The sequence below is a fragment of the Rhizocola hellebori genome (assembly GCF_016862955.1).
GTDB classification, from domain to species: domain Bacteria; phylum Actinomycetota; class Actinomycetes; order Mycobacteriales; family Micromonosporaceae; genus Rhizocola; species Rhizocola hellebori.
Genome location: NZ_BONY01000033.1, coordinates 82,569 through 105,377 on the forward strand (window position 1 = coordinate 82,569; position 22,809 = coordinate 105,377).

Genomic DNA, 22,809 nt, shown 5'->3' on the forward strand with positions numbered 1-22,809 from the left:
GAAGGTTTACCTTGACCGAGAAGAGCCTTTCGTTCAGGGCGCATGCGCTCAACGTGCAATCGGAGCCGCTGGATATCCCGGTGCGTGACATTGTTGGAATGCGCAAGTTCCGAACCCTCGGCATCTTCGCAAACGGGCTTGCGGTCACCACAATCTCCGGCGACGAGCATCGACTGACAATCGGAAAGCGTGGCGCTTTCCTTGAGGCGATCACGAGACTGAACGCCTAACGGCCAGCGCCAGAGTAATCAGTCAGGGTTGAGCCCATAGGTTCTCGCTACGGGTGAGTCTGTCGGCGATTTCCTGCTCGGCTGGGCTGGGTTCGTCATTGTCTGGCCAGACCGCGGGCCAAATGTCGATGCCCGATGGGGGGTCGATGTCGAGGATGGTGTGGCAGCGATAGCACCGGCGTGGCGCGGTGTCGCTGAACCGGCCGCCGCATTCGCAGGGGTTCAGGCGGGAGGCGATGGCCAGCATCAGGTGCTCGTATCCGTCGGCCGTAATCGATTCCAGGACCGGGTCGTAATAACTGACGTCGACGCGCATGGGGCAGCGGTCGCAGTACAGGAAATAGCAGTCGTAGAACGGGGAATGGTCAACGCGGTAGAGCTGTTCCTGGCAGCCCGCACACGTCAGGTATGCCCCGTTGAGCCAGTTGTCATCCTCGTCCTGATCGCTCGTCATTGCCGATCGGGTGCCTTTTGAATCGGGTGTACCTCGACATGCTGGGCTTCGAGGGCCCAGTTCCCGGATTCCTGGCCCATGCGGATAGCCGCTTCAAAGATCTTCTTGCCGTCGAGGCGGAAGCTCCCGTCGGCGTCGGGCTGGTCTTGCATGACTTCCTGCGTGACCGGCACGGACACGTGGCATTCCTCGGTGGTGAGGCGCTGCAAGCGGACTGACACCGAAAAGCTGTTCATGGTCACCGGCAGATCGTAGAGGCTCGCCATTCGCCGGCGACAGAGTCGGGCGCCTGGCGATTGACATGTGACCAATGGGTCACATATCTTGGAGTGGTGGTTGACGATGATCGGGTGTTCAAGGCGCTGGCCGACTCCACCCGGCGATTCCTGCTTGACCTGCTCTTTGCGCGTGACGGCCGCACGCTGACGGAGCTGGAGTCGGAGCTGGAGATGTCGCGCTTCGGCGTGATGAAGCACTTGCGTGTGCTCGAAGACGCGGGTCTTGTGGTCAGCCGCCGGTCGGGCCGGGAGAAGCTGCACTTTCTCAATCCGGTGCCGATCCGGCTTATTCATGATCGATGGATCGATAAATATACCGAGCATCAGGCGTCAGCGCTGGTGCAGCTGAAGGCCGAGTTGGAGAAGACCGATGAGTGATATCGAGACTGTGCAAGTACATCGCGTGTATATCAAGGCGACCCCGCAGGCGATCTGGGACGCGATCACCAAGCCGGAGTGGACCGCGCGCTACGGCTACCGCGGGCTCAGCGACTACGATCTGCGCCCGGGCGGCGCATATGTGGGTCGCGCCAACGAGGGCATGATTGCCTACGGTGCGCCGGAGGTGGCGGTCGACGGTGAGGTTATCGAGGTCGATCCGCCCCGGAAACTGGTGCAGACACTGCGCATGTTGATGGATCCGTCGATCGCGGCCGAAGGGTTTACCCGGCTGACCTACGAGATCGTGGAAGGCAAGGGCGGAGTGTGCTCGCTGACGGTCACCCACGACGTGACCGGAGCGCCGGGCATGGCCGCGTTGATGCGCGGTGACCTTGAGGAGATGGGTGCCGGTGGCGGCTGGGCGTGGGCGCTCAGTGGGCTGAAGACGGTGCTGGAGACCGGCGAGGAGATGGACTCGTGAGCGCCATGCTGGCAATGCCGGTCGCGCGGGCGGGTGTGAGCCGGCCGCTGCTGATGGCGGGGGCCATCGCGGGGCCGCTGTTCGTGGCGGTGGTGCTCGTGCAGGCCTATACCCGGCAAGGGTTTGACCCGGCCCAGCATCCATTGAGTTCGCTGGCGTTGGGCGAGCTTGGCTGGCTGCAGATCGCCAACTTCGTGGTCTGCGGCGCGCTGGCGCTGGCGGGTGCGTTCGGCCTGCGGCGAGCGCTGGCACCGGGCCGGGCAAGCACGTGGGGTCCGCGGCTGCTCGGGTTGGGCGGCGCGGCGCTGATCGTCTCGGGCATCTTCCTTGCCGATCCCATCAACGGGTACCCGGTGGGGGCCTCGGAGGTGGTGACCTGGCACGGCATCGTGCACTCGACGGCACCGGGTCTCGCCGGCATCGCCGGCCTGGCGGCCTATGTGGTGTTCGCAAGGCGGTTCGCCGCCGACCGTGAACGGGGATGGGTGGCGTGGAGCATAGTGGCGCCGATTGCCATCCTCGCCACTGATGTGGCGGCCTTCACCGCGGCCGACTTCCGGCCGATGGTGGTCGGCCAGCTGATCGGCTCGCTGTGGGCCACCTCGATCTACCTGAAGCTGTGGCGTTCGGCGTGGTGAAGTAGCGGGCTCGCGTTGTCTGAAGCTGTGGCGAGCGGCGGGTGAAGCAGCGGTGCTGGTGGCGGTCGCCCTGAAGGCGCAGCGGGGGGCGGAGTGAGGAAACGGTGCCACGCTTGGGATGTCGGGCGTGGCACCGGTTCCATTGTCACTAGGTGAGCAGGTCGAATTGCTCCCAGGGGCCGATGGCTGTGCGGTTGGCGATCAGGGCGGCCGCGCCTGCGTTCTCGGCGCATACATACATGTTGTTGGCCTGAGCACGCAGGCTGACGGTGCCGTTGGCGTTGCGGACGAGGGCGAAGGTCTCCCAGCCGCCGATCGCTGCCCGGTTGGCCACCAGCGGTGCCGCGCCGGCGTTCTCGGCGCAGACGTACATGTTGTTGGGCCGAGAGCGCAGGGCGATGTTGCCGCCGCCGCGATCGATGACATCGAACCGTTCGGTCGTGCCGACGGCGCTCTTGTTGGCGATGAGTGGCGAGGTGCCCACGGCCGACACGTAAAGGTTGTTTGCCCGCGATCGCAGGCTGGATCCGGCGGGAACCACCACCGAGCCGAACACTTCCAACTCGGCCAGCTGACCGGCCGCGGCGCCGGTGTTGGCGGTGACGTTGATTCGCAGATACCGCAGTGACCCGGTGAGGTTGATGGTGACCGTGTTGGCATTGGCGGGGCTGAACTGGTACCCGGCGGAAGGGCTAATCGTAGTAAAGCTCACGGCGTCGGCACTGCCTTGCACCGAGAGGGTTTGCGTGCGCGCCGCCCAAGCGACCGGAAGCTTGAGCACCACCCTGGTGGGCGCGTAGGACGCGCCGAGGTCCACCTGAACCCATTGCGGGAAGGCGTTGTCGTTGCCCTCCCAATAGGTGGCGGTGTTGCCGTCAACGGTGTTGGCCGAGACCAGGTTCGGCTTCTGGCTGCTTGCCGAGGTCGGCTTGCCGCGCGCGATGTTGTTGGGATCCGGTGGCGTTCCGCCGGTCGGCTGGGTCGGGCGCACCGCGGTCAGCGGGATCAGGCCTTTGAGCATCCGGCTGCCGTCGGCGGTGATTCGCAGGTAGTAGTCGGATGAGCATGCGGTGCCGTCCTCGTCAAGGGTGACAAAGGATGAGCCGGCCGGAATCCAGGCCGCGCTCTCGGCGGTCTTGGCGATCTGGTTGCCTTCGTTGTATTCGTCGAACATGGAGACGTAAAGGCCTTGCGCGCCAAGGCGGACCATGTTGTAGATGTGTCGCCAGTAGAAGTCACCGTGCCGGCGCACGCCCCGGGTCGACAGATCGCCGGGCATGACACAGGGCTGGTAGTCGATGCCGCGGGCATTGCACTCGGCCTGATCGGGGACATTGACGTTGGTGTAGAAGGAGTCAAGCCCGGCCAGCGTGCCTGTGCGGCCGACCATCCACGGCGAGATCATGTTGAAGGCCGTGTACACGCCGAAAAAGCCTGCGCGGGAGTCGTTGATGCCCTGCCGCCAGTAGGTCGGCACCCCGCCGATCACATAACAGCCCTGGCCCTTGAACCAGTTGATGACGTCCAGGCACGGCGCCGGTGCGAAGGGACGGCCGGCGTCGTTGAAGCCGAAACCCCAAATGCAGACGACCGGTTTGCCGTTCTGCACGGCGTAGGCGGGCGAGGCGGTGTGCGCCTTCATCTTGTTGGTCCAGTCGGTCTTGATTTCCGACTGCATGTTGGTCCAGTTGGTGACGTCATACATGATGTAGAACTTGCGGCCGCGAGCCTCAGCGGCGGTGCGGACCTTCGCCGCCATGGCGTCGCGGGTGGCGCCCTCTCCGCTGAACGGATTGAACCGCTGCAAAGCCGCGGTGTCGCAACCGTTTTCCTGCATCCAGCGAAAGTGGGTATCGACAGTCTGCGCGTCGTAGGAGGAGAACAGGGTGGCCGGACGGCCATTGCCCAGATTGGCATATGCGGTCTGGAAGCCGCGGGTGTAGTCGCGCATGTCCGGCCAGGAAACGATGGCAGTGTTGCTCGGCGAAGGCGGCTGACCCCAATTGCTGCTCCAATGCCACCAGCCGTTGATCGGTGCGCCGTCGCCGGTCGCGGCGAACCAGCCCTGGTAGCCGACCGTGACTTTGCCTACCACATCACCGGGTGGGCTCGCCGCGGAAGCCGAGCTGCCCAGCGCGGCCAGTGTCGAGCCGGCGGCCACCGAAGTGATGAATGTGCGGCGGGAGACTGTCATGAGTAGGCCTCCAATTCGTAGATCCGCGCGGCTGTGTCGGTGTCGCTGGTGGGAGTGATGACATTGAGCCGGAGATATCTGGCGGTCACCGGGGTGAAGGTGTGCGTGGTGACATTGGCGGTGTTTCCGCGCGGTGAGGCGACCGTGGTCCAGGTGGTGCCGTTCGTGCTCACCTGTAGATCGAAGTCGCGCGTGTTCCATGACGCCTTCTCGCCGCCGGCCCCGGAGTGGCGCACGACGAACTTGCTGACCTGCTGGTTGGACTGCAGGTCGACCTGGAGCCACCTGTTCGTGCCCAGGGCGCACCACTTGTCGGCGTTGCCGCCGGTCCAGCTGCCGTTGACAGCCTTGGCCGGAGCCTCGGTCGCCGCGCATTGGCTGGATGCGGTGGCCGGCTTGTTCAGCGCGAGGTTGTTCGGCGGGGGAGTCGTCTCCGGGACATACAGGGCGATGTCGGTGAGGCTGGCGCTGCCTTCGTACACGTTGGTGTAGAGGTCGCCAATGATGAAGTAGTCCGGATAGGACGATCCGTTGGGCCACTGGTTGGGCCAGCTGCCTGTGCCATGGTCGTCGTTTTGGGTGAGGGTGCCGTTGAACTGGCCGGTGTACCCGGCGGTGGTCGTGTTGTAGTGCCAGATCGGCACGTTATTGACGACGAACGGCCGCGTGAAGCGCAGCGTCCGCTGGCCGGACCGGGCGAAGTTACCGGTGACCTCCAGGGTGTAGGCGGTCGCGCTGCGCTCGATCGCGAACGAGTAGAACTGGTTGGGCATCAGCTCCGGCTGCAGCTCCGCGGCGGAGGAGAGCTGGTTCTCCGCGACCCCGCCCGAGCAGCTGGTCATGAACCACTGCGAGTTGCCGGGCAGACCGCCGCCGCCGTTGTTCCAGTTCGGCATGCCGCTGATCCACATGTTGACCGTGTTGAAGTTGCTGTCACGGTAGTTGTAGTAGGTGTTGTTGGCGGCGTTGCAGATGCGGCCACCGGTGCCGGTGCCCACGCGGTCGGGATGCTGTGAGAACGAGTCCATCAGCACCTTGCGGTGGTAGTGCCAGAAGTGATTGTTCCGCGGCGCCGGATTCGCGAAGTCTACGATGGATAGGAAGTGGAAGCCGTTGTACCCGTACGGGCCTTCGCGCACGCTTTGCCATTCGCAATATGGCGCGGCGGCATTGCCACTCCAGCCCGGGGTGTTCTGGCCTTCGCCCCACGGATGCTGCGTCTTGCACCCCGTGGCGCTGTAGCCGTTGACCCGGCCGTTGTAGTTGATGGTGCCGCCGCGTTTGCCGCCGAAGTCGAGTGTCTTGAGCTTGTATTCGATCCGGTACTGGTCGGGCAGCCGATTGGTGGGGCGGAAGATCGCGCCGCCGGTGCTCTCCGGAACGTTGATGGTCGCGACCTTCTCCGTGCCGAGCGTTTGGGTCGTGATAGAGGGCGGTGACTCGATGCCCCCGTCGCGGTTGAAGTCACGTGCCGACAGTGACGCGGTCAGCCAGCCGCTCTGGCCGAACTGGATGTCCTTGCGGTAGGTGTGGAAGGAAGCCAGCGCGGTGTCCCACGCCGACCCGTAGTCGTTGTGGTACCACAACCCCGGGTCATCGGTGATGTTGTCGAAACCGGTGGCGTAGGTGTCGCGTACCCAGGGGGCGGTGTTCGTGTTGAGGGCGGTGGTGAAGTTCTCTGAATACAACAGCTGCCAGCCGGGCGGCGCGGCCGCCGCGGCCAGTGGGGCGACACTGGCCGCAGCTGCCGCGGCGGTGATGGCGATCGTGGTTGCTGCCGCAATGAATCTCCGGGACGTGAGCATGCGGGCGCTCCCTACTACTTGGGGTCGAGGTACTGTGCTGCGTTCGCCTTGGTGATCTGGGGAGAGGGGACGACGGTGTCCTTCTCCACCTTGGCCCCGCCGAGAACGGCTACCGTGCGATCGAGGCTGAGGCTGCCGATGACCTTCGGGCTGTTCAAACCGGTCACCAGATAGTTGGACCCGGCCAGGATCGCCTGTAGCGCTTCGAGCTGGCCGTCCACTCCGGCGATGGCGATCTGCTTGGACTTGCCGGCGGCCTCGATGGCCCGCTGCGCGCCCAGGCACATCGCGTCGTTTTCGCAGAACACCGCGGCCAGGTCGGGGTTGGTCGCGAGCAGGCTTTCCATGATGGTCAGGCCGCCGTCGGAACCCCAGCCGCCGAAGCCGGGCGCTTCCACCACTTTGATGCCGGGAGCCTTGCTCAGCGAGGCCTTCAAACCGTTGGTGCGCGCCAAACCGATGCTGTTGTCGGCGGGGCCGCCCTTGATGATCGCGACCTTTCCGGTACCCGCCAAATGTTTGATAAGAAACTCGCCGTCCTGCTTGCCGATGGTTTCGTTGTCAGGCCCTATCCAGCTCGTGTATTCGCCGGTGGCAAATTTGCGGTCGACGAGCACCACGGGCTTGCCCGCCGCCTTGATGGCGTTGAGCGCGGCCGGAGCGGACTCCAGGGGGCCGCCGGAAATGATGATGGCGTCGACGTTTTTGCTCAGCAGGTCTTCGACGTCGGAGGCGAGCTTGGCCGCGTCGCCGTTGGCATCGGTACTGATGGTTTTGATGGTGAGATCGGCGGTCGTTTTGGCTTTTGCCTGAGCGGTGATCGCGGCGTCCATGCCGCTGAAGTAGGGGCCGCTAAGCAGGAAGTTGGCGACGCCAATGGTGTACGACTTTCCGGTGCTGGCTTCGTCGGCGTTGCACGCTGCCAGGCCGACGACAAGAGCACCGGAGGCCAGTAAGGCGCCCAGTCGGTTGATTTTCATCGGGTAACTCCAAGGGATCGATTCGTGCGCTGCACGAGGATGACGGCGATGATGATTAGTCCTTTTAGGACCTGTTGCCAGTAGCTCTGAACGCTGTAGAGGTTGAGCAGGTTGTTGATGAGCACCAGGACGAGGACGCCGCCGAAGGTCGCCTTCGCCGATCCGCGTCCGCCGGAAAGGCTCGCGCCGCCGATCACGCAGGCGGCGATCGCGTCCAGCTCGAAGGCGACCCCGACGCTGGGCTGGGCGATGCCGACCCTGCTGGCCAGGATCACGCCGGCCAGGCCGGCGCAGGCCCCGCTGATGGTGTAGGCGGCGATCACGTGACGGCGCACGTTGATTCCGGCCAGCCGCACGGTTTCGGCGTTGCCGCCGATGGCGATGATCGACCTGCCCGGCGGGGTGCGGGCCAAGAAAACACCGCCGACCAGGAATACGGCCACCATGATGACCGTCGTGAGTGGAATCGGCCCGACCATGGTGGTGCCCAGCGTCAGGAAGGCTGGATCGGCCGGGGCGATGGGGACCTCGGAATAGACAAAGGCTAACCCGCGAATGGTGGTCAGGGACGCCAGCGTCACGACAAAAGGGGCGAGGGCGAATCTGGCGATCAGCGTGCCGTTGACCAGACCGAAGGCGATGCCGGAGGCGATCCCGATCGCCATCGCCAGGGGGAGGGGAATGTTGGCGACCAAGCCGGCCGTGACTATCCCGGCGAAGGCGACGATCGAGCCGACGGAAAGGTCGATGCCGCCGGTGAGAATGACGACCAGCATGCCGAAGGCGAGCAGCCCGACGGTCACCATCTGCTTGAGCAGATTGGTAATGTTGGTCTGGCTCAGAAACGAATCCGAGGTGGATGCCGCCACCACGACAAGCAGCCCGATGAGCAGGGTGAAGCCAACTTCGACGGTGACATCACGGCCGCCGATGACCGGCCGGGGGATGGTAGTCATACATTTCTTCCCATGGCGTAGGCGAGGACCTCGTCCTCTCCGGTGTCGGCGGAGTTCAGCTCGCCGGTGATCCGGCCCTGGTGCATCACCAGCACGCGGTCGGTCGCCCCGATCACCTCGGTCAGCTCGGAGGAGATCAGCAGGACCGCCAGCCCTTGTCTGGCAAGCTGATCCACCATGCGGTAGATGTCGACCCGGGTCGCCATGTCCACGCCCCGGGTCGGTTCGTCGAGCAGCAGGACACGCGGATTTCGCAACAACCATTTGGCCAGAACGACCTTTTGCTGGTTGCCGCCACTGAGGTGGACCGCGGGCATGGCCGCACAGTTGGCGGGGCGGATCCCCAGCTGTTCCACCATCCGGGCGACATCGCGCCGCTGCGCGGAGGCGTCGATGAACGGTCCCTTGGCGTTGGATCGCCAGGTGGTCAGGCTGATGTTGTCGCGCACCGGCATCCCCAGCACCAGCCCGCTGCGGGCGCGATCCTCGGTGACGAAGGCCAGCCCGTCCTTGATGGCCTTGGCGGGGTGGCGAAATATTCGGTGCGCCAGCTCGCTTCGGCCCGAGCCGACCAGGCCGAACAATCCCACAATCTCGCCGGCCCGCAGCTGGAGACCCTCCGCGTCGAGCAGGACCTGGCCGGGCGCGTGGCGACGGGGAGGATAGATCTGCTCAAGCCGCCGGCCGGCCATCAACCTGATTAGCTCGTCCTCGTTCGTCTGCTGCGGCACCGTGGTCTCGATGATGCGGCCGTCCTTGATCACCACGATCGAGGACGCCAGCTCGAGCACCTCTACCAGCCGGTGGGAGACATAGATAACCAGCACTCCGCTGTCGCGCAGCTGGCGCACCAGCGCGAAAAGCGCGGCCAGATCGCTGCCGGCGAGCACCGCCGAGGGCTCGTCGAGCACCAGCACGCGTGGCTCGCTCACCAGCGCTTTGGCGATCTCCACCATCTGCTGGCGGGCCACGGAAAGCTGACCCGCCTTGGATTTTGGGTTGATGGCGCCGAAGCCGACCCGGTCCAGCAGCTGTTGCGCACGGGAATGCGCGGCCGTCCAATCGATGAGGCCAAATCGCCGTGGAAACGAACCCATCAGCAGGTTCTCGGTCACCGACAGCTCGGGCACCAAGGAGAGCTCCTGATAGACCGTACGAATTCCGCGGTCGTGAGCATCGTGCGGGGAGCGCAGGTCGACCCGTTCGCCGTCCATCCACATCTCGCCCTGGCTCATCGGCAGCGCCCCGGACAGAATCTTGATCAGCGTGGACTTGCCGGCCCCGTTCGCGCCGACCACGCCGATTACCTCTCCTGTGTCACCGCTCAGGTCGACGCCGTGCAGCACCTCCACTCCGCTGAAGTCCTTGTGGACTCCGCGAAGTTCGAGGCGGCTCATCGGAAAGCGTCCATCACGACCACGGTCTTCTGGCGCGTGAAGTCGAGCACTGTCTCATGTAGACCTTCGCGATAACCGCCGGTGTCCTTGGTCCCGCCGAAGGGGAGGTTCTCGGCGCGCAGCGCCGTCGAGCCGTTGACGATCACCCCGCCGACGTCGAGGAGTTTGGCGATGCTGAACGCATTGGAGATGTCCCGGGTGAACACGGCGGCGTGCAGGCCGTAGGGCGACTCGTTGGCCATCCTGACCGCATCCATCGGATCGGAGAACCTCGCCACCGGCGCCACCGGGCCGAAGATCTCCTCGGCGAATGCGCTGCTTGTGGTGGGTACCTCGACCAGGATCGCCGGATCCACAAACGCCCCCCGGCGCGTGCCCCCGGCCACCAGCCGCGCGCCGTCGGCCACCAGCCGCCCCACCGCCTCCTCGACCCGTTGCGCCGACTGCTCGGCGATGAGCGGGCCGACATCGGTGGCTTCGAGCAGCTGGTCGCCGATCACGAGCTTGGCGGTCTGTTCCAGCAGCGCCGCCACGAACGCGTCGTACACGCCCGCCTGGACGTAGACGCGCTTGACGGCACAGCAGATCTGGCCGTTGCCGCGGGCGAGCCTTCCCAGCACGACCGCCTCGGCGGCGGCGTCGACATCGGCGTCGTCGCAGACGATAAGCGCGTCGTTGCCACCCAGCTCCAGCATGACCTTCTTCAGGGTCTCGGCGCCGAGGCGGGCGATCTCCCGGCCGGCGGCGGTGCTGCCGGTGATGGTTACCGCGGCGATGCCGGGCAGGCGGGCCAGGAGCTGGGAAACCCGCACGTCGCCGGTCACCAGCTGGTGGGCCGGTGCGGGCACCCCGGCCTGGGCGACCAGCTCGGCCACCCTCACCAACGCGAGCGGACACCTTGCGGGCGGTTGCACGAGCACGGCATTGCCGGCGGCGAGCGCGGCGGCGGCCTTGTGTGCGTAGAGCTCCACCGGATAGTTGAACGGCACCAACGCGGCCACCGGACCCAGCGGCTCGCGCAGGGTCACCGCTAGATGGCGTTCCAGCCCGGGTACCGCATCGAGCGGGATCTGCCTTCCGAACAGCCGGGTGGCTTCGGCCGCGTACCCACGAAAGATGCGAATTGCGGCGTCGACCTCGCCGCGGGTCTGCCGGATCGGCTTGCCGTTCTCGGCGGCGAGCAATGCCGCAAGACTGTCCTTTTCGGACTCGATAAGCGTGGCAATCCGCTGCAGCGCAGCTGCCCGCTCGTGTGCGGGCATGGCCGCCATCATGCGCTGGCCCTCTTGAGCCGCGTCGACGGCCGCGACTACCTGGTCATCTGACATGGCGGCGATTTCGCCCAGCAGCTCCGCGGTGCCGGGGTTGTAGACCTCGATAACTGAGACGGACATGGTGACGCTCCCCAGGCATGAGGCATCACAAATCGGCGGATCGCCGAAACCACGGACCCGTGATGTACCAACACTTTTCGTTTAGCAAAACGTTAAGACTTGTGCCGATAATCTACCCGCAACACGATCGAAGTCAATGCCTCGAACATCTATGAAATATCCTATAGGATGTGCGTCTTTAGGAATCCGAGGAGACGCCATGATCCCCAGGCTCGCCATCGCCCTGGCAGCCGCCCTCATCTCGGCAACGTATGCTGCCTGTTCTGGCGGAAAAGCCAAGCCGTCAGGAAGGGAACCGGTGATGTCGCCTCGGCCAGATCGGCCGCACATCGGCCAGGTCGCGCAGCTCGCCGGCGTCAGTGCGACCACCGTGTCGCATGCGCTCAACGGGCGCAGGCCGGTCTCGGAAGCGACCCGCCGCCGCATCATGGAGGCCATCGATCAGCTGGGCTACCGGCCCAACGTGGTCGCCCGAGGGCTGCGCGCGGGGCGCACCATGACGATCGGTTTGGTCATCCCCGACATCACCAACCCCTTCTATCCCTTGCTCGCTCGCGGTCTGCAGGACGTCCTCGGGCCGGCCGGGTACGACGAGATAATCACCAATACCAACGGTGACCGCGAGCTCGAGCGGATCGCGCTCGACAAAATGATCTCGCGTCAGGTGGACGCGGTGGCGTTCGCGGTCTTCGACACCCATGCCGCCGACCTGCAACCCGTCATCGACGCGGGAATTCCCGCGGTGAGGCTCGGCGGCCGCCAGGCCCAGCCCGGGGTGGACCTGCTGCACACCGATGACGAGGGCGCCGCGGCCGAGGCCACCGGATATCTGATCGAGCGTGGATACCGCCGGATCGGCTTCCTGTCCGGGCCGGCCGCGCACGGCCCGGCCGCGGAGCGCATCATGGGCTATCAGGCGGCCCTGCGCGCGGCCGGTCTGAAAGCAGACCCGAATCTGGTGGCACAGACCGAATTCAGCCGGGAAGGCGGCGCGGAAGCGATGACCCGGCTGCTGAAGTTGCGCGATCGGCCGCAGGCGGTGTTCTGTGCCAACGACATGATGGCGATCGGCGCGCTCGATGTGGCTCGCCAGCGCGGGCTCGAAGTACCGGGTCAGCTTGCGGTGATGGGCTTCGACGACATCGAGGCGGCGAGCCTGGTTTCCCCGCAGCTGACCACGATGGCCAACCCGGCCCGCGAAATCGGCCGGGCGTGCGCGCGGCTGTTGCTGGACAGGGTTTCTGGAGCGGAATCCGGGCCGGGCCGCGAGATCGTCATCCCGGCCAGGCTTATCCGGCGCGAATCTGCCTGATGACGAAAGAACCCTGGCTCGAAAAGAGCCAGGGTTCTTGCTTTCCAGCGACCGTCAATCGGCCTTGTCAGGCTCCTGCACGGTCACCGGCAGTCCGTAGCCGGAGAACTCCATCACCACGTGCATGTGGACCGGTGTAGGAGTGACTCCGGGCTTCGTCCAGTCGACGAACCGGTCGTAGACCACGCTGGCGATCCGGTTGGCCGAATCAAGGGTGATGTCGCCGGAGACGCGGTCGGTGACCGCATTTTCGGGAAGCTTCTTCGGCGTGTACTCGAAATGGAAGCCACGGTTGCCATTTCGGGTGACCGTGGCCCCTTCTTCGCGCAGCATCGCGAGCAGCTCGTCCGGGTTGGCCGAACCGGTCAGCGTGCCACCCAGCGACCAGTCGTAGCGCAGCGTCTCCGACCTGCCCGCTACCCGCCGGAAGTGCAGCACGCGGTCGACCCCGGCCGAGCCGATGTAGAGCCGGCCCTGGATCAGGCGTTCCTCGTTGAACCCCGGGCCCTCGTCGGCGGGCGTGCGCAGGTATCCGGTGTGTGCGCCCGGGTCGAAGGCGCCGGTGGAGACGGTGTCCTTGGAACCGGGTACCAGAACGGATTTGAGCCTGATGTTCATCTGATAGGTGGTGCTCTGGCTGGCGGTGATCGCGGCCACCAGCTCAGTGCGGGCGTCACCGGCCGCGTTGGCGGTGACCGGGGATGCGCCCGGGTGGGTCGCGACCACGACCGCCGCCACCGCCAACCCACCCGCGAGGATCGTCAGCGAGGTCGCGGTCAGGGCTGTCGCACGCCGCCGGGCCTGGCGGCCACGCTGGATCAGAGTGCGCGCCGTCGCATCGCCCGCGGCGCTGTCCGGCGCACTGCCGGCCAGCTCGTGCAGCCGGTGTGACAGCCGCTCATCGAAGTCGTGCATATGTGTCACCTGCTTGTCTCGAATACCGGTTCGGACATGGCGTGGCGGAGCTTGGCCAAGGCTTTGGCGTGCTGGCTTTTCACCGTTCCGATCGCGCAGCCGAGCACCTGGGCCACCTGTGACTCGGTCAGGTCCTCGTAATGGCGCAGCACCACGACAGCGCGCTGTCTGGGTGGCAGGGACCGAAGCGCGTCCCGGACCGCCAGCGCCTCAGCGCTTACGTCGCCACCCTGAGCCGCCGCGTCTGGTACCTCAGCGACCAGGCTTTCGCGCCGCCGCCGTCGCCACAGCGAGGTGTGGTTGTTCACCAGCACTTTGCGCAGATAGGCGTTGAGGTCGTCGGTTCGCGAAAGCCTTCGCCACCGCTCGTAGATCCGCACGAGGCTGTCCTGAAGCAGCTCCTCCGCCTGCCACCGATCGCCGGTCAGCAGCAGGGCGAGCCGCAGATGTCGCTGCCAGGCAGCCTCGACGAAGGCGACGTATGCGGCGTCGGCGCTCGTCATTGCCTTGGTTTCCGTCACGGTCCTACCACGTACCGCGGACGGCAATGGTTGCCCGGCTCATTGCGGCAGGATAGCCAAGCACCGGTCGGGTGAGGTGTCTGCGTCTTTTTACACACAGCGCCCCCGGGCCGGGCAAGACCGCCCGAGCGTGGTCGGCAAAGCGACGCAGCGTTTCGCCAGGCTGAGGCGCTTACATAGCCTTCCGGCCATGAATCGAGCTGCGTTAGCTTGTGCGGCGGCCCTCGTGTCGGCCGCGGTAACTCTGTATGCCAGCCCGGCCCACGCCTTCGGCGGTGGCTTCGTCCGGGACTCGGCTATCTGCCCAACGGGCAAGGTCGTGATCGGCGGCGGGGCGCAGGTCATCGGCGAAGGGTCGGCCGACTTCCTCACCGTCATTCAGGAAACGGCGCCCGGCAACGTGGGAGGTTCGCCCCGGGCGTGGATGACCGCGATGAAGAACAACGATCTGTTCAACTCACACTCGCTAGGCCTGTACGCGGTCTGCGCGGATGCTCCCTTCTCCGGTCATGAGCTGGTGCAGCGCAACGTGACGGTCGGCGGGCTCGGCTTCCGGCGCACGACCGTGTCCTGTCCGGCGGGGAAGGTCTCGCTCAGCGGTGGGGCGACCGTGGTCGGCGAGGGCTCGGCCAACTTCGACACCGTCATCCGCGAGTCGGGGCCCGGCAACCAGCCCTCGTCGTCGTCGTGGCTGGTGGCGGTGGAGAACAACAGCTTCAGCTCGCACACCATCGCCATCACCGCCGTGTGTGCGAACGCGCCGGACGGCTACCAGATCGTGCGCGAGGACCATGCGCTGATCGGCAACAGCTTCCTGCGCGATGCCACCAGCTGTCCGGCGGGCAAGGTGTCGATCGGTGGCGGCATGCAGGTGATCGGGGATGGCTCGGCCGATTTCGGTACCAAGCTTCAGGAATCCTCGCCCGGCAGCACTCCGTCGTCGACGGCATGGACCACCGCGATGCGCAACGGGCCGGACGCCCACACCATCGGCACCTTCGTGGTATGCGCCGATGAGCCGGACGGGTACGAGATTGTCCGCAAGCGAGTCACCATCAACTAGCGCATGATCATCTATGGTTTCCGGTGCCAGGGCAGGGCTCGCTGGGCTACAAAGGTAAGGCAAGCTCGACCCTGGGACCGGGAGCCACACATGAGTGCTTTGCTGAATTCGCTCACCGAGGCGGAGTTTCTGCTCGTGAACGAGACCATGCCCGAGGCGCTGGGGCAGCTTGACGAGGATGGCCTGCTCGAGTTGCACGCCCGGGTGCGCGGCGCCCGCAACAAATACTCGAAGTTGTATCGCCGTGAGGCCAGCACCCGGGTGACCGAGCAGGGCGCGCGGGGCAAGGCCCACCCGAAGAGCACCCGCAACAGGCAAAAGGCCGAAGTCTTCGAAGACGCGCTGGCCCGGGTGAGCCGAAGCCTCGCCGCCGCGGCACGCCAGAGCGCCACCGAGCTGAAGACACAACGCCTGCAGGAGGCCCGCGCTCAGCGCAACACCGCTCCGCCCAAGGCCGCGGGCCGGGCCCGGCCGGCGAAGAAGGCGCAGCGGGCACAGCCTGTTCCGGCGTCGGCCCCCGCGATGCGCAAGCGTCATGCCAGCTCTAAGGCTATGGGCACCCGCCGTCAGGCGAAGCGGGACAGCCGCTAGTCAGCTGGCCGGAAAAAGCAATGTTTAGTTGTTATCTATGTAGTGTAAATATGCCTGGTGGGCGAAATCCTGATAGGAACGTCATCCTGGGCCGATAAACTGCTGCTTGCCTCTGGCTGGTACCCGCCCGGCGTCAACACGGCCGCGGCTCGCCTGGCCTATTACGGCCGGCGTTACCAGGTGGTCGAGGTGGACACCACCTACTACGCGATCCCGGCGGTGGAGGTGACCGAGTCGTGGGTCGCTCATTCACCCGAGTCGTTCGTCTTCGACATCAAGGCTTTCAGCATCTTCAGCGGCCACACCACGAAGGCGGCCAACCTGCCGCAGGACCTTCGCCCGGCGGGGGCGCACTCGGAGGAGCAGCTGCGGCGCCGAGACCTGTCCGTGGGGGCATACGACGAGCTGTGGTCCAGATTCAAAGAGTCATTGGAGCCCCTTGCGGTAAAAGGCAAACTGGGCGTTATCCTGTTGCAGTTCCCGCACTGGTTCAAGCACGGTGAGCGGGAGCAGCGGCGGATCATCGACTCGGCCCTGCGCTGCCAGCCTTTCCGGGCCGCGGTGGAACTTCGGCACTCGTCCTGGTTCACTGCGCAGACCGCGGAGCGGACTCTGGCGATGCTGGCCGAGCATGACATCACCTACTGCTGTGTGGACATGCCGCAAGGCCATGAGACTTCGGTGCCGCCCATCCTCATCGCGACCGCCGACACCGCGATGGTGCGGTTTCACGGCCACAGCAAGCTTTGGGCGACCGGCAACAAGCAGGAGCAATTCCGTTACGCCTACGGCGATGACGAGCTGGCGGCGTGGGCGGTGCGGCTGCGCGAGCTGAGTCACGAAGCCGATCGGCTGCATGTGCTGATGAACAACTGTTGCGCGGGTCAGGCGCAGACGGATGCGGCCAAGCTGGCTGAGCTGCTCGGGTTACCGTGGAGTCATGAAGTATGTGGCGGATCCGCGGGTTGACGCCTACCTCGCCGCCCTTCCCGACTGGCAGCGCGCGATCTGCCAGGAGGTGAGGGAGCTGGTTCACTCGGCCGACGCGGAGGTCACCGAAACCGTCAAACGCACAGTGCAGCCGTACTTTGTCTTGCAGGGCAACATCTGCGCCCTACTAGCGGCGAAGACGCACGTCAATGTGTTTCTTTACGACGGGGCGATCGTGCCCGATCCCGAGGGCATCATCACCGGTGGGCACGACAACAAGACCGCGCGTACGGTGGCCGTGCGGGAGGGCGAGAAGATAAATAAACGGGCGCTCAAAGCCATGTTCAAACAGATCATCGCCAACAATCGAGCGGGCGGCTGGCGCAAGCTGAAGACTTAGGGGCGCCGGCTAGCCGGGCGGGCCGAAGGCGAGTGCGGCGCGGGTGAGGGCGTCGCGCAGCGGCAGGAGACGGCTCATCCGGGCGAGTTGGCTGGCCCGTAAGGACATGGCTGCCAACCGCTGGGCGGGTTTGCGCCGCGCGCGGTCGTAGTGGCGCAAGGCGGTCGGCACGTCGCGGTCGGCGGCCAGTGCGTCGGCGAGCGCGACGCCATCGATCATCGCCTGGCATGCGCCCTGACCCAGGTCGGGCGTCATGGCGTGGGCCGCGTCGCCGATCAGGGCCACGTTGCCGGTGACGAAGGCGGCCAGCGCGGGCAGGTAGTGCAGGTCGTGCCGCAGGAAGCCATCGAGCTCTATCCGATCCAGGATGCGCGGCACCGGGTCGTGCCAGTGGCCGAAGAGCTGGCGCAGCTCGGCGAGGTCGCCGCCGGGTGGGCGGTAGCCCTCGGGAGCGGTGCGCACCGCGTACCAGTTGGTGCGCCCGGGTTCCTGCGGGGTGACCCCGAACTTCATGGCCCGCCCCCAGGTTTCCCCGCCCACCTCCAGATCGAGCTGGACAGTTCCGCGCCACACCGTCCATCCCGAGTAGACCAGGCCGGGCCGGTCGCCGAAGACGGCTTTGCGGGTGGTGCTGTGGATGCCGTCCGCCCCGACGATCAGGTCGTAGCCGGATCGCGGCGGGTCGTCGATCGGGTGGCCATAGCGCACAGCGCCCTCGGGCACGGCGGTCGCGAGCAGGCGCAGCAGGGCGGGCCGGGAGAGCAGATAGACCGGCTCACCCAGGCGGCGTTCCACACGGGCCGTGTCGATGGTCGCGATCCTGGACCCGTCCGGCCTGGTGATCGCCCCGCTGGGCTGCTTGCGGCCCAGGCTTCGGGCCGCCTCGCCCAGACCCAGCCGGTCGAGCGCGCGCAGCGCGTTGGGCCAGATGCCCAGACCTGTTCCGGTGTCGGGCAGGCGTGGTGCGCGTTCGAAGACTTCGACCTGCCAGCCGGTGGTGGCGAGCGCCGCCGCGGTGGCCAGGCCGCCGATTCCGCCGCCGATGATCGCTGCGCTACGGGCCATACTCGCGACGATACTACAGCTGTAGTGCCGCTGACTACAGGTGTAGTGTGGGCACGTGTCAGCGCGCCAGCAGCAGGTCCTCGATGCCGCCATCGAAGTCCTTGGCAGCCGCGGCATGCGTAACCTGACCCACCGGGCCGTCGATGACCGGGCCGGTCTGCCGCACGGCTCGACCTCCAACCTGTTCCGCACCCGGGAAGCCCTGGTGGCTGGGGTGCTCGGGCGCTTGCAGGAGCGGGAGAAGGCGGGCTGGGCGAGCCTGGCCGGGCAGGGCCTGCCCGATCGCGAGGCGTTCGTGACCGCGCTGAGCCAGATGGTCCGCCAGCTCACCGGCGACGGCCGGGTGATCACGCTGGCGCGGCATGCGCTATTCGTTGAGGCGAGCCACAATCCCGCCCTACAGGCGCAGATCGCCGTCGCGCGCCACGAGCTGGAGGCGTGGGCGGTGCCCTTCGTGGGGGCGCTCGGCTCGCAGGACCCCGCCGCGGACCTGCGCATCATCCTGTCCTTTGTGGACGGACTGATGGTGAACCAGCTCGCCAGCCCGGTCCCCGGCTTCGATCCCGCGCCGGCCATCGCCATGCTGCTGCGTGGAATGCTCTGACCTGCGACCATTGACCAGATCTTAGAACACGTTCTAATCTTGCGGGATGCTGACCCAGCCGTTCGCTGAGGCGATGGCCGAAGCGGAGAAGGTTATCGCCTCGGCCCCCCACGTGCACACCGAGCAGGATCTGATCGAAGGCATGGACTACCTGGCCGGGAGCATCCGGGCATCGCTGCAGCTGGCCTGGGCCTATGAAAGGGACTTCCCGCATTTTGTGCACTCGACCGGGCCGTACACAAAGATGGGTCTGGACAACCCGGACACCGTCTACTTTCACTCTTACCTTCGCGACGACGCCGAATATGTGGTCTCGGGGATACGCGGCACCACAACGGATCTGAGCTTCCAAGTGCTCAACGGCGACTATTCGCCGGTCGAGGTTCCCGACAGCCTGGCCGCCTTCGACGATCGCGCCTTCGAAATCGGCGCGGATGGAAGCTACGAGATCCGCTTCGGGCCGGGCAAGGCCGGTCCCAATTACTTCACGCTCGGGCCGGGGTCGGAAATGCTGGTGGTGCGGGAGGTTTACAGCGACTGGTCGGCGGAGCAACGCGGCATGATCAGGATCCGGCGGGTGGAGACGACCGGGTCGGCCCCGCCCCCGCTGACCATGAGCAAGATGTCCAAACGCTACGGTGTGGCGGGGAAGATCCTGCTGAGCCGCCTCAAGACCTTCCTGGCCTTCCCGGAGTGGTTCTACCTCAAACTTCCGGTGAACACGCTGACCCCGCCGCGCACCACCCCGGGCGGCCTGTCGACCCAGTTCTCCTCGGTGGGGCATTACGACCTCGACCCCGAGCAGGCGATGGTGGTCACGGTGCCCAAGTCGGAAGCGCCATATCAGGGAATCCAGCTGGGCACGATGTGGTACATATCGATGGACTACATCAACCATCAGACGAGCCTGACCGCCGACCAGGCCGACGTGGACCCGGACGGCATGCTGCGCTTCGTCATCAGCGAGCGCGACCCGGGCGTGGCGAACTGGCTGGAGTGCCTCGGCCACCGCCGCGGTTACGTGCAGTTGCGCTGGCAGCGGCTCTCCCGCGAGCTTACGGCCGCCGACGGCCCGCAGGTCGAGGTGATGCCGATCGCGGAAGTTCCTGAGCGCCTTGCCTTTTACCGGGCCCGTGGGGCCGACGACTTCGCCGCCCGAATCGCCGCGCGTCAAGCCGGCGTCGCCACGAGAATGGTGGGTTGATCCGATGCTGCTCAAGGACAAAGTGGTGGTGGTGTCCGGTATCGGGCCCGGTCTGGGGCAGGCGATCGCCGTACAGGCCGCGCGGGCCGGGGCGGATCTGGTGCTGGCGGCCAGAACGCAGTCGCGTCTGGAGGAGGTGGCCAAGGAGGTGACCGCCCTTGGCCGGCGCGCGGTGACGGTGCCCACCGACATCACCGATCCGCAGGCCGCGCAAGACCTGGTGCAGGCCTCGCTGGAGGCGTTCGGGCGGGTGGACACGCTGGTGAACAACGCCTTTGCCATGCCCACCATGCGTGACTTGCTCAAGGTCGATCTGCTGGCTTTCCGGGAAAGCTTCGAGACCAATGTGCTCGCGACGCTTCGGCTGACCCAGCTTTTCGCTCCCACACTGGTGGAGTCGAAAGGCTCCATCGTGATGGTGCTGTCGGCCGTGCTGCGCCACTCCAGGCGCACCTTCGGCACCTACAAGATGGCCAAAACCAGCCTGTTGTCATTGGCGCAGAGCCTGTCCGCAGAGCTTGGGCCGCAAGGTGTCCGGGTCAACTCGGTGGCGCCCAGTTACATTTGGGCCGACACGCTGAAAACCTACTTCGATTTTCTGGGTACCAAGAAAGGCGTGACCGGTCAGCAAATCTATGACGAGATCGCCGCGACCATCGACCTGCGCCGGTTGATAGAGCCGGCCGAGATCGCCGACACCGTCGTCTTTCTCGCTTCCGATATGGCTCGCGCGGTCACCGGCCAATGCCTCGACGTCAACGGCGGCGAGTTCCACCACTGAGAGGCGTAGGCATCACAGGCATGAGAGACAACGTGGGCACGGTGGAGGATCTGCACGCGTCGGCGACCAAGATCACCGGGCTGGAAGACTACGGCGACGACAGCTATCTCGAGGGCCTCCAGGTCCTGCTTGAGTCCTACGCCCGCGACAGCGCGCTGACCCCCTTGGGTAACAAGGTGATGCGGGCGTTCCTGCGCGGCGCGCTGATGGCGCGGTCGCTGAGCGAGGTGGGCTGGAAGCAGGTCCCGGCGCATGAAAGCGTGGCGATCGAGCGGCCGATCTTCGTGACCGGGCTGCCGAGAACCGGGACCACAGCGCTGCATCGGCTGCTGACGGCCGACCCGGCGCATCAAGGTCTGGAGCTCTGGCTGACCGAGGTGCCGCAGCCGCGCCCGCCGCGCGACACCTGGGAGTCCAACCCGATCTTCGCGGCGATCCAGGCCGGGTACCAGCAGCATCATCTGGAGCATCCCGAGTTCATGGGGCTGCACTACATCTCGGCCGACCAGGTCGAGGAATGCTGGCAGTTGCTTCGCCAGTCGATGACCTCCATCTCGTTCGAGTGTCTTGCCTATCTGCCCACCTATTCGCAGTGGCTGTCCAAACAGGACTGGGTGCCGGCCTATCGGCGCCACCGCCGCAACCTTCAGCTCATCGGGCACGACGACGCCGGCCGCCGCTGGGTGCTCAAGAACCCCAGTCACCTTTTCGCCCTCAATGCGCTGCTCGAGGTGTATCCCGACGCGCTGGTGATTCAGACCCACCGCTCGCCGCGAACGGCCATCGCCTCGGTGTGCAGTCTCAACGCCCGCGCCGCCGAGGGCTGGTCCGACCGGTACAGCGGCGAGGTGGTCGGGCGGGCCCAGCTTGACCTGTGGGCGCGCGGCCTGCAGCGGTTTGTGGCCGACCGCGCGACACACGACCCGCGGCAATTTATCGACGTGTACTACGAGGATTTTGTCTCCGAGCCGATAGGCGTTGTCGAAGCCATCTACGAACGCCTGGGCACGCCGCTCAGCACGCAGGCTCGGGCGGCGATGCAGGCCTTGCATGGCGAGAGCCGGTCGGGGGAGCGCAAGCCCACACACCGGTATGAGCTCGCCGACTTCGGCCTGACCGGCGAGGAAGTCGACGAGCGTTTCGGCGCATGGGAACCACCGGTTAGATAGTCATGCCGGCGAGGTAACCGAAGGTCAGGGCGGGCCCGAGGGTGGCCCCGGCACCGGCGTAGCTGCGGCCCATCACGGCTGCGCTGGCGTTTCCGGCCGCGAACAGGCCGGGAATCGTGCTGCCGTCCGCCCGCAGCACCCGTGACCGGGTGTCGGTTTTCATGCCGCCCTTGGTGCCCAGGTCACCAGGCACGATCTTAAATGCGTAGTAGGGTGGCAGGTCGATGCTCGCCAGGCACGGGCTGGGCCACTGGACCGGGTCGGCGAAATACTCGTCGTATTTGCTGTCGCCGCGCTTGAAATCGAGGTCCTTGCCGGTGAAGGCGAGCCAGTTGAAGCGCACCAGGGTGTTGCGCAGGTTGGCCGCGGGAACGTTGATGCGCCGCGCCAGGTCGTCGATCGTCGGCGACCTGTGCACCGCGCCGCTGTCCAACCAGGACTGTGGCAGCGGTGCCAGCGGCGGGATGTCCTTGAACAGGTAGCGGTCGCGGTAGTTCTGGTCGGCGATCATCCAGCACGGGATGTGCGGGTTGGCGGCGGTGTGCTTGCTGTACATGACATGCACGACGTCACTGTAGGGCGCGGCTTCGTTGACGAACCGTTTCCCCTGGCCGTTGACGAACATGGTCCCGGGCAGGGTTCTTTCGGCCAGGCAGAAGTATGGCCCGTCGGGCAGCGGGATCGCCGGACCCCACCACGCGTCGTCCATCAGGTCAAGCGTTGCCCCGGCCCGGGTCCCGGCTTCGATTCCGTCTCCGGTGTTGGTGCTCGCGCCCACCGTCCAGGTCACGCCGATCGGCTCGCGCTGGAACTCCTTGCGCATGCGCTCGTTGTGCTCGAATCCGCCGGAGCCGATGATGACGCCCCGCCTCGCCTTGAGCAGAAGCTCCTCGCCGTTTCGGGTGGCACGCACGCCGGCGACCCGGCCCCCCTCGACATACAGATCGGTGAGCGCGGTGGACAGCCAGACCGGGACGCCCGCGGCCAGCAGACCGGCCCGCAGCCCGCCCGCCAGGGCCTGTCCCATCGTGATCGGACGCTGGCCCAGGGCCGCTGCGGCCACGTA

The 22,809-nt window shown here is 66.1% G+C and carries 25 protein-coding genes; 13 read left to right on the plus strand and 12 right to left on the minus strand.

Features of this window, described 5'->3' with window-relative positions; translation table 11 throughout:
* Window positions 1-11 precede the first annotated feature (11 nt).
* The gene (locus tag Rhe02_RS25715) at window positions 12-230 is read left to right on the plus strand and encodes a PH domain-containing protein (protein WP_203910917.1); all 219 of its coding nucleotides are present in this window, start codon (window positions 12-14) and stop codon (window positions 228-230) included.
* Window positions 231-252: 22 nt separating this feature from the next.
* On the opposite strand, the gene Rhe02_RS25720 is transcribed toward Rhe02_RS25715, so the two are convergent.
* Both Rhe02_RS25720 and Rhe02_RS25725 read right to left on the minus strand, forming a co-directional pair.
* Window positions 253-684, minus strand: coding sequence for a hypothetical protein (locus tag Rhe02_RS25720; RefSeq protein WP_203910918.1), 432 nt, complete (start codon window positions 682-684; stop codon window positions 253-255).
* Window positions 681-926 carry a hypothetical protein gene (locus tag Rhe02_RS25725; RefSeq protein WP_203910919.1) on the minus strand — a complete coding sequence of 82 codons (246 nt, stop codon included), beginning with the start codon at window positions 924-926 and terminating at the stop codon, window positions 681-683. Before Rhe02_RS25725 ends, Rhe02_RS25720 begins: the two co-directional genes overlap by 4 nt.
* 108 nt (window positions 927-1,034) lie before the next feature.
* Here Rhe02_RS25725 and Rhe02_RS25730 point away from each other — a divergent pair, with 108 nt between their 5' ends.
* Genes Rhe02_RS25730 through Rhe02_RS25740 form a run of 3 tightly spaced genes read left to right on the plus strand, consistent with a single transcriptional unit; the run spans window position 1,035 to window position 2,462 of the window.
* Window positions 1,035-1,340 carry an ArsR/SmtB family transcription factor gene (locus Rhe02_RS25730; protein WP_239124048.1) on the plus strand — a complete coding sequence of 102 codons (306 nt, stop codon included), beginning with the start codon at window positions 1,035-1,037 and terminating at the stop codon, window positions 1,338-1,340.
* Window positions 1,333-1,824, plus strand: a complete 492-nt coding sequence (locus Rhe02_RS25735) for an SRPBCC domain-containing protein (protein ID WP_203910921.1) — start codon at window positions 1,333-1,335, stop codon at window positions 1,822-1,824. Before Rhe02_RS25730 ends, Rhe02_RS25735 begins: the two co-directional genes overlap by 8 nt.
* A gap of 5 nt (window positions 1,825-1,829) precedes the next feature.
* On the plus strand, window positions 1,830-2,462 hold the full coding sequence (locus Rhe02_RS25740) for a DUF998 domain-containing protein (protein ID WP_239124050.1): 633 nt from the start codon (window positions 1,830-1,832) through the stop codon (window positions 2,460-2,462).
* Between the two features lie 148 nt (window positions 2,463-2,610).
* Here the strand turns inward: Rhe02_RS25740 and Rhe02_RS25745 are convergent, their stop codons facing one another.
* The 6 genes from Rhe02_RS25745 to Rhe02_RS25770 are packed head-to-tail and all read right to left on the minus strand — an operon-like array spanning window position 2,611 to window position 11,188.
* Window positions 2,611-4,656 carry a discoidin domain-containing protein gene (locus Rhe02_RS25745; RefSeq protein ID WP_203910922.1) on the minus strand — a complete coding sequence of 682 codons (2,046 nt, stop codon included), beginning with the start codon at window positions 4,654-4,656 and terminating at the stop codon, window positions 2,611-2,613.
* Window positions 4,653-6,461 carry a discoidin domain-containing protein gene (locus Rhe02_RS25750; protein WP_203910923.1) on the minus strand — a complete coding sequence of 603 codons (1,809 nt, stop codon included), beginning with the start codon at window positions 6,459-6,461 and terminating at the stop codon, window positions 4,653-4,655. The genes Rhe02_RS25745 and Rhe02_RS25750 overlap by 4 nt, the downstream gene beginning before the upstream one ends.
* A 14-nt stretch (window positions 6,462-6,475) precedes the next feature.
* Window positions 6,476-7,441, minus strand: a complete 966-nt coding sequence (locus Rhe02_RS25755) for a substrate-binding domain-containing protein (protein ID WP_203910924.1) — start codon at window positions 7,439-7,441, stop codon at window positions 6,476-6,478.
* Entirely contained in the window at window positions 7,438-8,397 is a 960-nt protein-coding gene (locus Rhe02_RS25760) for an ABC transporter permease (RefSeq protein WP_203910925.1), read from the minus strand. Before Rhe02_RS25760 ends, Rhe02_RS25755 begins: the two co-directional genes overlap by 4 nt.
* Entirely contained in the window at window positions 8,394-9,794 is a 1,401-nt protein-coding gene (locus Rhe02_RS25765; RefSeq protein WP_203910926.1) for a sugar ABC transporter ATP-binding protein, read from the minus strand. The genes Rhe02_RS25760 and Rhe02_RS25765 overlap by 4 nt, the downstream gene beginning before the upstream one ends.
* A complete protein-coding gene (locus tag Rhe02_RS25770) occupies window positions 9,791-11,188 on the minus strand; it encodes an aldehyde dehydrogenase family protein (protein ID WP_203910927.1) in 1,398 nt (465 codons plus the stop codon). Before Rhe02_RS25770 ends, Rhe02_RS25765 begins: the two co-directional genes overlap by 4 nt.
* Window positions 11,189-11,387: 199 nt before the next feature.
* On the opposite strand from Rhe02_RS25770, the gene Rhe02_RS25775 reads away from it, so the two are divergent.
* The gene (locus Rhe02_RS25775; RefSeq protein ID WP_203910928.1) at window positions 11,388-12,500 is read left to right on the plus strand and encodes a LacI family DNA-binding transcriptional regulator; all 1,113 of its coding nucleotides are present in this window, start codon (window positions 11,388-11,390) and stop codon (window positions 12,498-12,500) included.
* Between the two features lie 54 nt (window positions 12,501-12,554).
* On the opposite strand, the gene Rhe02_RS25780 is transcribed toward Rhe02_RS25775, so the two are convergent.
* Together Rhe02_RS25780 and Rhe02_RS25785 are read right to left on the minus strand one after the other, a co-directional pair.
* Window positions 12,555-13,415 (minus strand): hypothetical protein, encoded by an 861-nt coding sequence (locus tag Rhe02_RS25780; protein WP_203910929.1) that lies wholly within the window; start codon window positions 13,413-13,415, stop codon window positions 12,555-12,557.
* A gap of 5 nt (window positions 13,416-13,420) precedes the next feature.
* Window positions 13,421-13,936, minus strand: a complete 516-nt coding sequence (locus Rhe02_RS25785) for a SigE family RNA polymerase sigma factor (protein WP_239124049.1) — start codon at window positions 13,934-13,936, stop codon at window positions 13,421-13,423.
* A 190-nt stretch (window positions 13,937-14,126) separates the two neighbouring features.
* Between Rhe02_RS25785 and Rhe02_RS25790 the strand changes: the two genes are divergently transcribed.
* From Rhe02_RS25790 to Rhe02_RS25805, 4 genes are all read left to right on the plus strand, one after another.
* On the plus strand, window positions 14,127-14,999 hold the full coding sequence (locus Rhe02_RS25790) for a hypothetical protein (RefSeq protein WP_203910930.1): 873 nt from the start codon (window positions 14,127-14,129) through the stop codon (window positions 14,997-14,999).
* Window positions 15,000-15,089: 90 nt separating this feature from the next.
* On the plus strand, window positions 15,090-15,590 hold the full coding sequence (locus Rhe02_RS25795; protein ID WP_203910931.1) for a hypothetical protein: 501 nt from the start codon (window positions 15,090-15,092) through the stop codon (window positions 15,588-15,590).
* 57 nt (window positions 15,591-15,647) lie between these two features.
* Entirely contained in the window at window positions 15,648-16,559 is a 912-nt protein-coding gene (locus Rhe02_RS25800; RefSeq protein WP_203910932.1) for a DUF72 domain-containing protein, read from the plus strand.
* On the plus strand, window positions 16,531-16,920 hold the full coding sequence (locus tag Rhe02_RS25805; RefSeq protein WP_203910933.1) for a DUF1801 domain-containing protein: 390 nt from the start codon (window positions 16,531-16,533) through the stop codon (window positions 16,918-16,920). The genes Rhe02_RS25800 and Rhe02_RS25805 overlap by 29 nt, the downstream gene beginning before the upstream one ends.
* Window positions 16,921-16,929: 9 nt before the next feature.
* Here Rhe02_RS25805 and Rhe02_RS25810 read toward each other — a convergent pair whose 3' ends face one another.
* The gene (locus Rhe02_RS25810; protein ID WP_203910934.1) at window positions 16,930-17,985 is read right to left on the minus strand and encodes an FAD-dependent oxidoreductase; all 1,056 of its coding nucleotides are present in this window, start codon (window positions 17,983-17,985) and stop codon (window positions 16,930-16,932) included.
* 55 nt (window positions 17,986-18,040) lie between these two features.
* On the opposite strand from Rhe02_RS25810, the gene Rhe02_RS25815 reads away from it, so the two are divergent.
* Genes Rhe02_RS25815 through Rhe02_RS25830 form a run of 4 tightly spaced genes read left to right on the plus strand, consistent with a single transcriptional unit; the run spans window position 18,041 to window position 21,743 of the window.
* The gene (locus Rhe02_RS25815; protein ID WP_203910935.1) at window positions 18,041-18,589 is read left to right on the plus strand and encodes a TetR/AcrR family transcriptional regulator; all 549 of its coding nucleotides are present in this window, start codon (window positions 18,041-18,043) and stop codon (window positions 18,587-18,589) included.
* Between the two features lie 46 nt (window positions 18,590-18,635).
* Window positions 18,636-19,793 carry a hypothetical protein gene (locus tag Rhe02_RS25820; protein WP_203910936.1) on the plus strand — a complete coding sequence of 386 codons (1,158 nt, stop codon included), beginning with the start codon at window positions 18,636-18,638 and terminating at the stop codon, window positions 19,791-19,793.
* Window positions 19,794-19,797: 4 nt separating this feature from the next.
* Window positions 19,798-20,574 carry an SDR family oxidoreductase gene (locus Rhe02_RS25825; RefSeq protein WP_203910937.1) on the plus strand — a complete coding sequence of 259 codons (777 nt, stop codon included), beginning with the start codon at window positions 19,798-19,800 and terminating at the stop codon, window positions 20,572-20,574.
* An 11-nt stretch (window positions 20,575-20,585) separates the two neighbouring features.
* Window positions 20,586-21,743, plus strand: a complete 1,158-nt coding sequence (locus Rhe02_RS25830) for a sulfotransferase family protein (protein WP_203910948.1) — start codon at window positions 20,586-20,588, stop codon at window positions 21,741-21,743.
* Here Rhe02_RS25830 and Rhe02_RS25835 read toward each other — a convergent pair.
* On the minus strand, window positions 21,736-22,809 hold a 1,074-nt coding region (locus Rhe02_RS25835), incomplete at its 5' end, for an FAD-binding protein (protein ID WP_203910938.1). The two genes, Rhe02_RS25830 and Rhe02_RS25835, sit on opposite strands and share 8 nt — an antisense overlap.

Bases quoted from the DNA above. Each gene is read 5' to 3' on its own strand.
- Rhe02_RS25720 (WP_203910918.1), bottom strand. From the start codon at position 684: ATGACGAGCGATCAGGACGAGGATGACAACTGGCTCAACGGGGCATAC.
- Rhe02_RS25735 (WP_203910921.1), top strand. From the start codon at position 1,333: ATGAGTGATATCGAGACTGTGCAAGTACATCGCGTGTATATCAAGGCG.
- Rhe02_RS25740 (WP_239124050.1), top strand. From the start codon at position 1,830: ATGCTGGCAATGCCGGTCGCGCGGGCGGGTGTGAGCCGGCCGCTGCTG.
- Rhe02_RS25745 (WP_203910922.1), bottom strand. From the start codon at position 4,656: ATGACAGTCTCCCGCCGCACATTCATCACTTCGGTGGCCGCCGGCTCG.
- Rhe02_RS25750 (WP_203910923.1), bottom strand. From the start codon at position 6,461: ATGCTCACGTCCCGGAGATTCATTGCGGCAGCAACCACGATCGCCATC.
- Rhe02_RS25755 (WP_203910924.1), bottom strand. From the start codon at position 7,441: ATGAAAATCAACCGACTGGGCGCCTTACTGGCCTCCGGTGCTCTTGTC.
- Rhe02_RS25760 (WP_203910925.1), bottom strand. From the start codon at position 8,397: ATGACTACCATCCCCCGGCCGGTCATCGGCGGCCGTGATGTCACCGTC.
- Rhe02_RS25765 (WP_203910926.1), bottom strand. From the start codon at position 9,794: ATGAGCCGCCTCGAACTTCGCGGAGTCCACAAGGACTTCAGCGGAGTG.
- Rhe02_RS25770 (WP_203910927.1), bottom strand. From the start codon at position 11,188: ATGTCCGTCTCAGTTATCGAGGTCTACAACCCCGGCACCGCGGAGCTG.
- Rhe02_RS25775 (WP_203910928.1), top strand. From the start codon at position 11,388: ATGATCCCCAGGCTCGCCATCGCCCTGGCAGCCGCCCTCATCTCGGCA.
- Rhe02_RS25780 (WP_203910929.1), bottom strand. From the start codon at position 13,415: ATGCACGACTTCGATGAGCGGCTGTCACACCGGCTGCACGAGCTGGCC.
- Rhe02_RS25790 (WP_203910930.1), top strand. From the start codon at position 14,127: ATGAATCGAGCTGCGTTAGCTTGTGCGGCGGCCCTCGTGTCGGCCGCG.
- Rhe02_RS25795 (WP_203910931.1), top strand. From the start codon at position 15,090: ATGAGTGCTTTGCTGAATTCGCTCACCGAGGCGGAGTTTCTGCTCGTG.
- Rhe02_RS25805 (WP_203910933.1), top strand. From the start codon at position 16,531: ATGAAGTATGTGGCGGATCCGCGGGTTGACGCCTACCTCGCCGCCCTT.
- Rhe02_RS25810 (WP_203910934.1), bottom strand. From the start codon at position 17,985: ATGGCCCGTAGCGCAGCGATCATCGGCGGCGGAATCGGCGGCCTGGCC.
- Rhe02_RS25820 (WP_203910936.1), top strand. From the start codon at position 18,636: ATGCTGACCCAGCCGTTCGCTGAGGCGATGGCCGAAGCGGAGAAGGTT.
- Rhe02_RS25825 (WP_203910937.1), top strand. From the start codon at position 19,798: ATGCTGCTCAAGGACAAAGTGGTGGTGGTGTCCGGTATCGGGCCCGGT.